The organism is Mesorhizobium sp. M2C.T.Ca.TU.002.02.1.1 (genome assembly GCF_003997225.1).
The window spans coordinates 1-12,894 of the sequence record NZ_RZTO01000077.1; the positions used below are offsets into that span (position 1 = coordinate 1).

At 62.0% G+C, this 12,894-nt stretch carries 14 protein-coding genes; 6 read left to right on the forward strand and 8 right to left on the reverse strand.

Annotated features, from left to right (window positions below; translation table 11 throughout):
• On the forward strand, positions 1–1,806 hold a 1,806-nt coding region (locus tag EOD07_RS06490), incomplete at its 5' end, for a helicase-related protein (protein WP_281059040.1).
• The gene (locus EOD07_RS06495; RefSeq protein WP_164772093.1) at positions 1,730–3,691 is read left to right on the forward strand and encodes a DUF1998 domain-containing protein; all 1,962 of its coding nucleotides are present in this window, start codon (positions 1,730–1,732) and stop codon (positions 3,689–3,691) included. The genes EOD07_RS06490 and EOD07_RS06495, both read left to right, overlap by 77 nt.
• Positions 3,692–4,068: 377 nt before the next feature.
• On the opposite strand, the gene EOD07_RS06500 is transcribed toward EOD07_RS06495, so the two are convergent.
• From EOD07_RS06500 to EOD07_RS06510, 3 genes are all read right to left on the reverse strand, one after another.
• Entirely contained in the window at positions 4,069–4,362 is a 294-nt protein-coding gene (locus EOD07_RS06500; RefSeq protein ID WP_127234424.1) for a hypothetical protein, read from the reverse strand.
• Between the two features lie 105 nt (positions 4,363–4,467).
• The gene (locus EOD07_RS06505) at positions 4,468–4,653 is read right to left on the reverse strand and encodes a hypothetical protein (protein ID WP_127234425.1); all 186 of its coding nucleotides are present in this window, start codon (positions 4,651–4,653) and stop codon (positions 4,468–4,470) included.
• Positions 4,650–5,060 carry an XRE family transcriptional regulator gene (locus tag EOD07_RS06510; RefSeq protein WP_127234426.1) on the reverse strand — a complete coding sequence of 137 codons (411 nt, stop codon included), beginning with the start codon at positions 5,058–5,060 and terminating at the stop codon, positions 4,650–4,652. The genes EOD07_RS06505 and EOD07_RS06510 overlap by 4 nt, the downstream gene beginning before the upstream one ends.
• Before the next feature lie 437 nt (positions 5,061–5,497).
• Between EOD07_RS06510 and EOD07_RS06515 the strand changes: the two genes are divergently transcribed.
• Positions 5,498–5,833, forward strand: coding sequence for a helix-turn-helix transcriptional regulator (locus EOD07_RS06515; protein ID WP_127234427.1), 336 nt, complete (start codon positions 5,498–5,500; stop codon positions 5,831–5,833).
• A gap of 269 nt (positions 5,834–6,102) precedes the next feature.
• On the forward strand, positions 6,103–7,245 hold the full coding sequence (locus EOD07_RS06520) for a Fic family protein (RefSeq protein ID WP_348627738.1): 1,143 nt from the start codon (positions 6,103–6,105) through the stop codon (positions 7,243–7,245).
• 247 nt (positions 7,246–7,492) lie between these two features.
• Here EOD07_RS06520 and EOD07_RS06525 read toward each other — a convergent pair whose 3' ends face one another.
• The 3 genes from EOD07_RS06525 to EOD07_RS06535 are packed head-to-tail and all read right to left on the reverse strand — an operon-like array spanning position 7,493 to position 9,877.
• The gene (locus EOD07_RS06525) at positions 7,493–8,038 is read right to left on the reverse strand and encodes a rhodanese-like domain-containing protein (RefSeq protein ID WP_245469906.1); all 546 of its coding nucleotides are present in this window, start codon (positions 8,036–8,038) and stop codon (positions 7,493–7,495) included.
• Positions 8,039–8,077: 39 nt separating this feature from the next.
• Positions 8,078–8,893, reverse strand: a complete 816-nt coding sequence (locus EOD07_RS06530) for a quinoprotein dehydrogenase-associated SoxYZ-like carrier (protein WP_127234430.1) — start codon at positions 8,891–8,893, stop codon at positions 8,078–8,080.
• Positions 8,894–8,911: 18 nt separating this feature from the next.
• Entirely contained in the window at positions 8,912–9,877 is a 966-nt protein-coding gene (locus EOD07_RS06535; protein WP_245469907.1) for a quinoprotein relay system zinc metallohydrolase 2, read from the reverse strand.
• 193 nt (positions 9,878–10,070) lie between these two features.
• On the opposite strand from EOD07_RS06535, the gene EOD07_RS06540 reads away from it, so the two are divergent.
• Entirely contained in the window at positions 10,071–10,901 is an 831-nt protein-coding gene (locus tag EOD07_RS06540) for a hypothetical protein (protein WP_127234431.1), read from the forward strand.
• A gap of 83 nt (positions 10,902–10,984) precedes the next feature.
• Positions 10,985–11,737 carry a methyltransferase domain-containing protein gene (locus tag EOD07_RS06545; protein ID WP_127234432.1) on the forward strand — a complete coding sequence of 251 codons (753 nt, stop codon included), beginning with the start codon at positions 10,985–10,987 and terminating at the stop codon, positions 11,735–11,737.
• A 139-nt stretch (positions 11,738–11,876) separates the two neighbouring features.
• On the opposite strand, the gene EOD07_RS06550 is transcribed toward EOD07_RS06545, so the two are convergent.
• Both EOD07_RS06550 and EOD07_RS06555 read right to left on the reverse strand, forming a co-directional pair.
• Positions 11,877–12,227: a protamine-2 (modular protein) gene (locus tag EOD07_RS06550; RefSeq protein ID WP_127234433.1), complete on the reverse strand. Its 351-nt coding sequence runs from the start codon at positions 12,225–12,227 to the stop codon at positions 11,877–11,879.
• Positions 12,228–12,331: 104 nt separating this feature from the next.
• On the reverse strand, positions 12,332–12,894 hold a 563-nt coding region (locus EOD07_RS06555), incomplete at its 5' end, for a LysR substrate-binding domain-containing protein (RefSeq protein WP_245469910.1).

Below are 12,894 nucleotides of genomic sequence, written 5' to 3' on the forward strand. Positions count from 1 at the left end.
ATCGAGATCGGTCTGTGGGTCGGCGGCGGTGCAACGCCGAATACTTTCGGCAATGCCGCAAACCCTGCAAGGGGAACCGCAATTCAATGGCTGCGGAGCTATCGCAGCGGCCATGGTCCCGCGCCGGCGCCGCTCAAGAATTGCCCCTGGTGCGGCGATGAGTTCAAGCCGGACGCATTCCATCTCCACCCCAACCAGCAGAACCCGAGGCGTCTCGACATTCGCTGCCTCAACGTCGATTGCGACTTCTCCAGCGCAGACAGGCTGCCGATCGTCGTGGTCGACGAAGAGATCTATCGGCGGCTGCCGGCATTCATGATCGCCACCATCGACAAGTTCGCTAATGTCCCTTGGGTCGGAAGTGCTGGCGCCTTTTTCGGCAATGTCACGCGCCATGACGGCCTGGGCTTCTATGGCGCCGCCGAGCCGAATGCCGGCACACGGCTGCCATCGCCCTTGCCGCCGATAGACTTGGTGATTCAGGACGAGCTGCATCTCATCTCAGGCCCGCTCGGCACGGTGGCCGGTCTTTACGAGACCGCTTTCGACCTGCTGGCGTCGCGCAGGATCAATGAGGAGTCTCGCGGCCCAAAGATCGTCGCCTCGACGGCCACGGTGCGTCGGGCAAGCGCGCAGATCAGGAACCTCTTCGGCCGCACCAGCACGGCGATCTTCCCACCTCCCGGGATAGATCGCCACGATTCCTTCTTCGCCAAGGCCGACACCTCCTCGCCGTCCCGGCTCTATGTCGGTGTGGCCTCGCCCGGGCGTGGACCCAAGCTTGTCTTCCTTCGAACGCTGCAGACGCTGCTCGCCGGCGCCGCGGCCCTGGCAAGCGGAGGAGCGGACGATCCGGCCGATCCATACCTGACGGCCTTGTGCTATTTCAACGCGCTGCGGGAGTTGGGCGGCGCGCGCCGCATCGTCGACGACGAGGTGCGCGCGCATCTGGGCAGCTACGGGTCAAGCCGCGTGCGTTTCCAGCCTGCGGGACAGGTTTTCGCCAATCGCCAGTTGCGCGAGATCCAGGAGCTGACCTCGCGCTACAGCACCGACAAGGTCTCCGAGGCCCGCACGCGACTCGGACGCCCGGCGAGCGAAAAGAACGCGGTCGACGTCGCCCTTGCCACGAACATGATCTCGGTCGGCCTCGATATCGGCCGTCTCGGCCTCATGGTTGTCCAGGGACAGCCCAAGACCGCCGCGGAATACATCCAGGCAACATCACGCGTCGGCCGCGAAGCCGCAAAGCCCGGGCTGGTGGTCACGCTGCTCAACGTCCACAAGCCGCGCGACCGCATGCATTACGAGCAGTTCCGCGCCTTTCACAGGAGTTTCTATCGTGCCGTCGAGGCAACCAGCGTAACGCCGTTCTCGACCCGCGCTCTCGATCGCGCCCTGGCGGCTACCATGGTGTCCGCAATCCGTCACTTCGAGCCAGGACTGACACCGAACGAGAAGGCCAGCGAGGTCGCGCAACATGATCCCGCCTTCCTTGCGGTCGTCGAAGCCGTCCGAAGCAAGATGACGCGCAGCGGCGCATCGCAGGCCGAGATAGATCGCTGCCTCGATCGCCTGCAAGCGCTCAAGGACGCCTGGATCGACATCGCCAGCACGCAGACCAGCGGTGGCGATCCGTTCAAATATGCGAACGAGCAGCCGGTCCGGCGACTTCTGCAGGATCCGCAGAGTCAACAGGCCAATATGGCGCCCGAGCGTCGGCTGTTCATTGCGGGCCGCTCGATGCGCGACACCGAGCCTGCGGCATTGCTTCGCCTGCGCACACCCACGGGACAGTCATTCTAGGTGCAACATGGCAGACACCACGCAGACATTTTCGCAGCTCCTGCTGACTTATGGTCCCGGCGCGATGCTGGACCTGCCGGACCATGCCGTGGTCGTCTCCGGGCTGCAGGGATGGCGCTACAGCGGCCAGTGGCAGCCGATCGAGGAACAGCGCCTGGTGCCCCTTTTGCGACAGCAGCTCGGGCTTGGAAAGGAGTTCGAGGGGCTTCGTCCGCCGCCGGAGCACGACGACGAGCGACATGACGATCGCCGGCCCGGTGTGGACGTCATGGTGTTCCCCACCTGGTTCACGGTCGAGGATGCGCCTCCGACCGCGGGCCAGGCGCCCGCCACCACCGAGACCAGGCGCAGGATGGTCGAGTTCGAACACTTGCAGATGCGCGGCGACAAGCTCAGCTACGTGGATCCTGTCAGCGGCAAGCGGCTGGGTGTGAATCCGATACGCTTCGTGGGCGCCTGCGCGAAAGGACACCTCGAAGATATCGACTGGCGAGGGCTGGTGCATCGCGGTGGCGACCGAAGCTGCCGCAAGCCCATGTTCTGGGTCGAGCGGGGCGTCAGCTCCGATCCTTCGGACATTTCCGTGCAGTGCACCTGCGGTGCGCGGGTCACGATGGCGGATCTCTACAAGCCGAAATTCCTCGGCACCTGCGGGGCCTTCAGCCCGTGGCTGATGCCCCGGCATGTCGCCGGCGAGAGTTGCGTTGAGGACCTTCGGCTTCTGCCCCGCTCGGCGACCAATACCTATTTCGCGCAGACGGTGACGGTTATCTCGCTGACACGCACCGACGATCGCGTGCGGCAGACGATCGAGGAGCACCGCCAGACGGTCGAATCTCTTCGCGGCCTGCCAAACTTCATCCAGGTGCTGAGGTCCCTCCCGCTGACCAGGGAGCCCTTTGCCCCGTTCTCGGACGAGGAGATCACGAGCGCGCTGGCGGGCATGGCCGAGGCAAACGACAGCGCGTCGACGAATCCTCGAATCGCGGAGTTCGACGTGCTGGCCTCGGGCACGCCGACGATCGGCCACGACGCTGCGGGGGCGTTCCTGTTCGCGGAGACGCTCGACCGCGCGTCCCTGGCGCTCTCGGCGCCCTGGGACAGGTTCATCGGCAACATCGTCAAGGTCAGCCGCTTGCGGGAGGTGACCTGCCTTTACGGCTTCACCCGGCTCGAGCCGCCGCCCACGTCGGCCGAAAGCGAGCTCGATGAAATCCAGCTCAAGGTCGACGGCGCTCCCTTGGACCGGGACGTGAAGTGGCTGCCGGCGATCGAACAGTTCGGCGAAGGCATCTTCCTGCATGTGAAGCCGGACTTCATTCGGGACTGGCGCGACCGCGCCGATGTCAGGGAGCAGGCCGGCGAGCTTCAACGCGGCGAGGCGCTCGAGGCCGCGCATTTCAACCGCCCTCCGAAGCATCTCGGCATAGCCTACTGGGCGCTACACTCGCTCTCGCATGCGCTCATGGCCGAGCTTGCACTGGAGTGCGGCTATCCGATCTCTTCGCTGAAGGAGCGCATCTATGCGAGCGGAGCCGGTCAGCCCGATCGCTTCGGCATCCTGATCTATACGTCGACCGCCGGCGCCCAGGGCACTCTCGGCGGTCTCAGCGGCATGGCTGGGCGTTTGCCGGAGATCCTGGCGAAGGCAGTCCAGGGGCTCGAGCTCTGCTCCAACGACCCGATATGCGCGGACCACCACGCCGGAACGGACCTCGACGAACGGCCGCTTCACGGCGCCGCCTGCCACGCCTGCATCCTCGTTCCCGAGACCTCATGCGAAGCCCGGAACACCAGGCTGGACCGGGGACTTCTGGTGTCCACGTTGGTGGGAAGCAAGTCTGCTATGTTTCTACGAGAAGCCATCCCAGCGGCTTCTACGTAAGAAAGGATCTGTTGGGCAGCCATATCAAAATCCGTGGAGTGGTTTGAATGAAACGCGGTTGGATAAGGCGGCGCGCTCATCATCGACGCCTGCCGACAGGGGGCTTGACCTCCGTTCGGGAAACGTGGGTCTTGAAAGGCCTGGCTGGGGAGCAGCGGCATCGCCCTTACAGACATGCCTGCCCCCACTGCGAGGCGCGCATCATCAGCGTGCATATGCCAAATGGCGGATGGGCCCATTTCGAAGGGAGCAAGGGGCTAACTCGAATCAAGCATGCTTGCCTTCATGTCGGCGAGCGGCTTTCTCAGCGACGTGACGACAACACCCCGGATCTATTCGGAGAGATGCCTGCAAGCTGAGGCTCACCCAGGCATCTCTCACCTAAACTTCTTCAGACGCCTACCCGGAGGCAGTGCAGTCACGACGTAACCGCTCCTCACGAGAACGAAATATTGCTTCCACAGTCGGACGTTCCTGATCATGTAGATGGCGGCGTCTGAGGGAAGACGTTCGATGATCGTCGCTCGGCCGGTCTTGATATCACTCAGCATTTCCGAAAATTCGCCTGGTGCCAGCACGATGCCGTATCGCGCGAAGAGCTGGCGGTGGAAATGCCAGTGATGTTTCGGAATGGATTTTCCGTTCCAGAGTGGATCGAAGTCGTTGGTCATGATGTTCCGGGTCTGACTGGGGAGTGCTTGCGGGGCGCAGGGGAGACCGCCAGCGCTTGCGATGTTTTTTATCGGGCAGGCTCGCGCTATCCGCGCCGTGTGGCGTTACAGGTGGGGCCGGAAGAGCATCCGCAGCTTCTGCACTTGCTCCAGCGTCGGCGCAGGATCCGAATCCCAGGAAGCCAGTCTGATCACTTCCAGCCAGAAGCGTTCGTTGGGAGTGATGTCGCGGTCACGGAGACAGGTCATGCGACGCCAATCCTCGGTGGATAGTTCCTGCCCGCCGCTCATTTGCCGAAGATCCCGCGGATGGCGGACCGTGCCTTCGAGGTGAGGTTCGGATTGGTGTGGTCGGACGCCCGGCGAATTTCCTCGAGCCAGGCCACTTCATTCTCGGTGACTAACGTCCCGAAGATCTGCCTGACGGCAAGCTCGGTGGTGTCGCCGCCCAGTTGTTCGATCGCCAGTTGGAAGAGCATCACCGGATCGCACTCGAGAGCGGTTGCCAGGGCAGAGACCCTGTCGAGCGGCAGCTTGGCCGTGCCGGCCTTGACCATCGCGAGCATGTTCGGATTGACGAACCCCGCCTCACTGGCGATGGCGATCTGGGTCTTCTTCGGCCTCAGCTCCAGGATGCGCTTCTCAAGATACTTCGCAAGCCTGGTGCCCGCGTAGGGTTTCCCCTGACGGTTGTTCATCGTCGTCTTCCTCTGAAATCGCAGCTTCGATGCGCTGCTGATTTCTTTATAGCGACGGTCTGATGGGGATTTCGCGGGATCAGCGCAGGGGATTTGGGGACGTTCTAGCCCCATTAGCGCAGGCGTTGCGATTGATTGAAGGCTGGCGAGAACGTAGAAAGCCCTCGCTGCGGCGGTGTGGAAGGACACACGGCCAGCAAAGGTCCGAGATGGTGACGAGAAGGCAGCGGCGTGATGGCTCGGTGCGCTAAGCCCATCCACCAGCCGGTTTCGAGCCCGGTCCGTAGCACTAGCTCCCAGTCAGAATTGGAAACGGCGGTCGCGAAGGCTGTAAAATCAAACCCTCGCTCCTTGCTCGGTCAGAGCAGGTGCCAGGCTAGAGCAATTGTAATCTTCGTGCTACATAATTGCTTAATTTGAAGCACCAAGGCGTCAAAATGCCTACCCCCCACAATCCTCCCGCAGCCGTGCGGCGCGTGCTGCGCAAGCTCGGAGCGGACATTCACGATGCCCGTCGGCGGCGGCGGCTGCCAATGGCGGTCGTGGCCGAGCGTGCCTTCACGTCTCGCTCGACACTGCAAAGGGTCGAAGCTGGCGACACCAGTGTCAGCATCGGCATCTATGCCGGCGTCCTGCTGGCGCTCGGCCTGCTCGACGGCTTGGGCCAACTGGCCGACATCAGCAACGACAGCGTCGGGCGGGCGCTGGCCAGCGCCAACTTGCCCAAGCACGTTCATCTCAAGCGGACAACCGGATCATCCCGCGATGGCTGACTGTCGCTCGGGACCGGGACGATGATATGCGTCTCGAAGCGGCAGTAAACGGCAGGCCGATGCGATCGTGACGTTCAACATCCGTGACTCGCGGCGTTTCCAGCGGCCTCTACTAAGAACGATTTCTTGACTAACGCTCCCGGCTAGTAAAGAATTCGTGCCTCGTGGCGGGGTCAGGGAACATTGTCGTGCCTTGCGCTCCGGGATCATATCATATCCTCAGCTAAGGGCGCGCGGTGCCAACGCGTAAGACAGGTCGATATGAAAGCGTGATTGTCGGCGGGGAGAAGGTCGATGCCTTTGTCCCCTTCGACCTGCCGCCCTCACGTCCGGCGCTGGTCATTGATGACAAGCTCGAAGATCGCCTCCGCGAAGCCGGGCAGGCGCTCGTCCGGCTCGATCTTGCAGGCGAGATGGTGCCGTCGCTCGATTGGTTCATCTACGCCTTCGTGCGAAAGGAAGCGGTAATTTCGTCCCAGATCGAAGGCACCCAGGCATCGCTGGTCGACCTTCTCGCCTTCGAGGCCGAGGAGCAGCCTGCAGCCAATGCGGACATCGAGGAGGTCACCAACTATCTCGACGCTCTGGCCTATGCGCGTGACCAACTCGCGGCGAAACGTGGCCTTCCTCTTTCAATGCGGCTCCTGAACGAAGCGCACAAACGGCTGATGCGCGGCGTGCGGGGCGCGAACAAGCAGCCTGGAGAGGTTCGCCGCAGCCAGAACTGGATCGGCGGAAGTCGGCCAGGGAATGCCGCTTACGTCCCGCCTGCGCCCGACAAGCTCCCTGAACTGCTTGGCGCGTTCGAAAAATATATACACGCCGACGAAAAGCTGCCGCCGCTCGTGCGTGCGGGTCTGCTGCATGTGCAGTTCGAAACCATCCATCCCTATCTCGATGGCAATGGCCGGATCGGACGACTACTGATCGCCTTGCTGCTGGAGCATTGGCAGTTGCTGAAGGCGCCGCTTCTCTATCTCAGCTTGTTCTTCAAGCGCCATCGCGAGGAGTATTATAGGCGGCTCAACCGCGTGCGGCTGGAGGGCGACTGGGAAGGCTGGACCGACTTCTTCCTCGACGGGATCGCCACGATTGCCGATGAAGCTGTCACTTCGGCGCGTGAGTTGTTCAACCTCGTCAGCGCGGACCGGACTCGGCTGTTGAGCACGCAATCCGCTTCCGTCTCCGCACTGAGGCTGTTCGAGCAACTCCCCCGACATCCAATCGTGACGGTGGCATCTACCATGAAGATGATCGATGCCAGCAAGCCGACGGCAACCCGCGCGGTCGAAGTGCTTGTCGAGGCCGGCATTCTCGTGGAAACGACCGGCAGGAAGCGTGATCGCAGCTTTGCCTACCGAGCCTACATGGAATGCCTGCGGGCGGGAACGGACTTGCCTGACCGTGAATGATGCAAGCGGGAGAAGGACTATAGGGGACCGAAGCTCCGGCGCCCGATGACAGGGCAGCGTAGCAAGCCGGAGGGCTCCCAAAAGGTTTTACATGGCCATTGATTTCATTATGAAATTTCTGACGAACAATGGCCCTGTTTTACAGCCAAGCCATTGAAATATCTGGATCACGTCCAGCTTCCCAAGCTGAACGCGCGGGTTCGATTCCCGCTACCCGCTCCAGTCTGCCAGACAGGATTTGCGCCTCTTATTTGGGCGCTTCCGTGCTCCAGCCTGCCTCCGGCTTGACCACGGCGGTCTCGTGCTTTTCCTGCCAGCCGTCTATACCGGCGGGGAACCAGCTGACATTGGTATAGCCTTTCATCACCAGCCGCTTGCCGACGTTCCAACTGCCCCAGCATTGCGGGCGGCAGAAGGTCACGATCGGCCTGCGCTTGTCCTTCTGCGTCAGTGCCTCGATGCGGCGATAGAACATCTTCTCTTGCGCATCCTCCAGAGAGGCCGCTCCCGCGCCCGGCATCCACACCGCCCCCGGCATTGAACGATGGGTTGGAAGCCAGAGCCCGTCCTTGGGGAAATCGTCCGGCTTCCTGTCGGCCGGCCCCACATCGAGCAGGAGCGGCTTCCTGGCCATGAGCACCTCGAGGGCGGCGAGGTCGAGCACCCTTGCGCCTGAGAGCGTTTCCGGCGTCTCGCCGTGCATCGGCCCGCTCCACAAGCCGCTAGGCTCGGGCACAGGGTCGGCAACGGCCATGTTCGAGAAGAGCGCGACCACGGCAACGACGGCCGCCATCCTGGCAATTTCAACAATGGAACGCATAGCCGGGCCCGATCAATTCATCGCAGCCGGAATGTCGAAGCCCTGCTCCCAATGGCCATCCTTGGTGTCGGAAGCAACGACCTTCAGCGGCTCTTTCCCGTTCGGGACGAAGGAGAAAGTGATGACCGGATTGGTGGAGAGCGAGATATCGGCTTCGAGGTCGAACACCTTGGCATTGCCCGAGGATACGGACATCTTGTTGATGTAGCGCGGCGGCGTGAAGTATTGCGTTATCGGGTTCTTCTGCATTCCGTTGAAATTGGGATGACGGATCATCAGCGTCGCCTCTACCGGCTTGCCAGCCGTGGCGTCCTCACCGAACTTCATCCGCATCTCGCCCATGCCGGCCATGGCCTTCTCGTCGCTCGCCGCAACCGGCGCCGAGCAGCCGCCGGAGGCCTTTACGAAGGCGGCCGTCTCGAACAGCTTGCCGTCCTTGGTCTCCGCCACGGCATGAACATTCGTGTAGGTATCGACCCGCACGCGTAACTGCACCGATCCGGCGTCGGCCGCAGGACCGAAGGTGAATTTGGCCGCGAAAGGCGCCGGGTTGTCGTCGATGACCAGATAGACCGACTTGATCTCGTTCTTTTCGGGCATCGTCAGCGTGATCGGCACGAGCGCGGCATCCTGCGCGCGCTTGGGCGCGTCGAGCTTGATCAGCGTTTCGGTGGGCTCGACCTTGCGGTCGCCGAACAGATACTGGGCGATCTGGTTCCAGCGTTCCTGCCGCTCAGGCTCCATGTTGGCCGGCTCCGAGGCCGACGCTCCTGTGAGCGGCACCCCGGCAAGGACGGCAAGGCATATGGCAAGCGGCAGAATCTTCATGGTCTCCTCCTCGTCGGCCTACTCCCACTCAAGCTCCTTGTAAGCCTGGATGACATTGCGCTCATTGTAATCGTCGAAGAGCACCCAGCGGTTCCGCTCCGATTGAGCGACCGAGCGGGCGGCATCCTCGATCGAAACGCCCGAGGCTATCGCCTTGCGCGTGCCGTCGCTCAAGGCGGACAAGTAACGCTCCAAGTCGGACATGGCGGGAGCCACATCCACGATCGGCGGGCCGTGGCCGGGCACGGCCCGAGACGCGCCGAGCGCCTTGAGCTTGTCGAGTTCGGAGAGCCAGCCCGGCAAGCTGCCGTCAAGCGAAGGAACCCGGTTTACGAAGAGCAGGTCGGCCGGGAAGAGCAACCCGGTCTCGACATCCAGCATCGACAGATCGCAATCCGTGTGGGCCGTCGCGTGCGCGCTCAGCCGGACGATACGGCTCCCCAGGTCGATTTCCGCGCCATCCTTCACCTCCTGGGTGGGATAGACGACATTGCCTGCGCTCTCGGCGCCGAGGATCTCCGTAAGCCGCTTCCGGTAGAACTCGCCGCGCGCCTCCAACGCCGACCGCAGCGCGTGGTGTCCGACAAAGGCCGGCCGGTCCTCCGCGAAGGCGGCTGTGCCGAAGGAATGATCGGGGTGAACGTGGGTGATCAGCACATGGCGGATTGGCCTATCCGTCCGCTTCCTGATCTCGGCCCTCAGCCACTCGCCATCCGTGAGGCTGCCGCCAGAATCGGTGACCAGCACGCTATCGCGCCCGACGATGAAGCCGATATTGGCGATGCCTCCATGGTTGGCGGCGGCGGCTTCCTCGTGCGGGGCTGCGCGAATGAAAATGCCCGGCCCCACCTCCGTCATGGTCGCGGCAGCGATGCTGCTCGGCAAACAGCACAGGCAGAATCCGCCAATCAGCGCCGCGCGCCGTGAGATCGGAAGAGCCGATGCGGCCCCGACACGGGGCTGGTCCGGCACATCCTGCGCCAAGGACGAAATATGCATATGTGCGTATAGCATGCCGGCTCGCAGCCGGCATATTGGCCAAAATGCCAACGGACGCTTGCAGCGAAATTTCGAACCGCTTGGAGCAGCTTGCGGTTGTCGCGCGGAAGTATAAAAGCGAAGTATGCCGCGCGCTCTGTCGAAATATACTATCCGCGAATGGTTCAGACTACGACCCTTGGTCGACCGCAAGAATCATGCTCGCTATCAGGTCCGGGAACAGATCGCGCTGGCAAAGCATGCCAGCCCGATGCGCTTTCCTCATCTCCGTAGCCAGAACGTCCTGATTACGATCAGCTTCAACGATCCCCAGGTGATCGAATGGCAGATCAAGATGATTGCAAGAAATGTGTCGGGGGCCATCCAGGTTGTTGCGGACAACTCCACCAACCTGGCGGCAAGGGACGCCATTCGCGACATCTGCTCGGCGGCCGGTGTTGCCTTCGCAGCGGTGCCGGCCAATCCCTGGACAAGGCGAGAACTGGATGGTGGCAAATCGCATGGCTATGCCTTGAATTGGGCCTGGAGGAACATCGTTCTCGCGAACCGGCCTTCCATGATCGGGTTTCTGGATCACGATATTTTCCCCACGGCAACGACAAACCCTTTCCGAATGCTGGATCGAGCCGCTGTCGCGGGGTTGGTTCGAAAAGCGCCGGATGAGCGCTGGTACTTGTGGCCGGGCTTCGCCTTTTTCAACTTGGGTCGATTGCCGACAGATCGGCTCAACTTCGGCAGGGATTGGCTCGACGGGTTCGATACTGGGGGTTTGAATTGGCACTGTCTGTACCGAGCACTCGGCAACGAGGATCTGTGCGCGGCCGACTATGAGCGGACCGCGGTCGCCGCCGAGGTGGCGATGGACGAGGCGCTTTTCGAGCGAATTGACGGTTGGCTTCATGAAAGCCGCTTCACGACCGACATCGACATGGCGCCGGCGCGTCGCCAGCAACTGCTTGACCTCAAGCGGCGCAGCATCCTGCATACCTTGATGGCACTGCCCGCATAATTCGGCTGCTCCAGGCGGTCAGGGTAACTGTACTGATCGATCAGTTCACGTTATCGACCAATCAACGCGGGGGCAGATTTTCGATGCACGAGACATCATTCGTAAAAGCCGAAATATTTTTGCAAACCTATGGAGACGAGTTCGCTCAAACTGGCGTGCGCGTGCTGGAAATCGGCTCAAAATCCTACGATGCTCAAAATACGTATCAGCCGTTATTTCCTCACCCCAGATTTGCTTACACCGGCCTCGATATCGAGCCGGGCAACAACGTGGACATCGTTCCGATGAACACCTTCGTCTGGCCCGAAATCGCAGATTGCTCTTTCGATCTTTGTCTGTCCGCTTCCACCTTTGAGCACAACCCTTTCTTTTGGGTCACATTCGCAGAAATCGCGCGCGTGACTAAGCCGGGCGGTCTGGCGCTCATCATCGCGCCAGGGGCAGGCCATGTGCACCGCTATCCGTATGACTGCTGGCGGTTCTATCCGGATTCGTGGGGCGCTCTTTGCTCCCTGACCGGCATGGAACTGGTGGAAAGCTACTTTGAGACCGACAAGATCGCAGCCGCAAACCCTGAAAACTTTTGGCGGGACAGTGCCGTGGTGGCGCGCAAACCAAAGCTTTCAGGGGCGGATCTGGACGCGTTTCATTCCCGCCTCCAGAAGATCGTGTCACTTTTCGTCGACGAGAGGCCACCGTCGCAGATTGCGCCCGAGCGGCACGGCAAATGGGTCGAGGCCTATGAGCACTTCATGCAGCGGAAATACCCCATGACGCTCAGTCGAATGATCAGCAAGGCCATTAGACGACCGAGCAAGATTTACAAACGCGTCTGATTTGTACCCCTGCTGATCTGGCAAGGCCGAGACCTGGCGCCAAGTGGAGCCGGCAGCATCTGAGGCCTGCTAACTCTTAGCGCGGGGGGTCTTGCGCCGCAGCGCAAGACCCGTTCCGAGCAGCATGGGATTGACGCCGCTACAGCCAGATATTGATCCAGTAGCGCTCGCGCCAGCAACGACGGCGCCAGCGGCCATGACGCCAGACGCGGCGGCAGACATGCCTCCAGCCACGCCGACGGCGACGCCGGCGGTGGCGCCAGCGCCAATGTCGGTAGCCTCCGTGATGGTGACGATGGTGGGAGATCAGTTCCACCTCGGCCTGATCGTCGTCCCCCTCGAACACAGCCATATCCGGCTTGTCGAGCTCGTCCAGAATTCCGTTGCCGGCGGGAATACCGGCAACAGCCCTGCTGGGTCCGGCCAGGCTTGCCAGTGCCGCCGCCCCCGCAACGCCAAGCATTCCAGTCAGAAACAATCGACGTTCCATCAAAACCTCCCGAGCTGTTGAGCATCGGCAGCTCTTCCCTCACCCGCAACGGGCTCCAGCGAGCGACCGATCGGTTTGAACGTACAAGTAGCATTCTCGTTCCATTACCCCACTTCGCGCAAGATGAAGTCGTGCAACATTTTCGCGGCGGGAGAGAGAACGCGATTCTTGACCGTGATCAGGCTGTAGGGCCGGACCTCGATATCGAACTCGGTCTGGACGACGTCGATGGCGCCGGCCAGCCCATCGGGGCCCTGGATGAACTTGGCGACCTGGATCGAGACCGGCGCGATCGCATCGGACTGCGCCACCATCACCAGGGTAAGCAGCAGCGAGGACGTGTTGAGGATCCGGTCGGGCAGCGGAATGTCGCGGTTCAAGAAGTTGCTTTCCATTGCCTGGCGCAGCGGCGAGCCGCCGGACTGGAACACCCAGTCATAGCCCGCCGTCTCCTCCAGCCGCACCGTCCTGCCGCTCGCCAGCGGGTGGCCGCGGCGCACGATGAGACAGGCCTTCTCGACGCCGATGACGCGCGATTCGAAGAGCCGCGGATTGAGGTCGTCGGGGATGCGGGCGATGATGAAGTCGTGGCGCGAGGCGATCAATTCGCGGGCGAGCACGTTCGAGGTCTCGACCTGCATGGTGATCTCGATGCGCGGGTAGATGC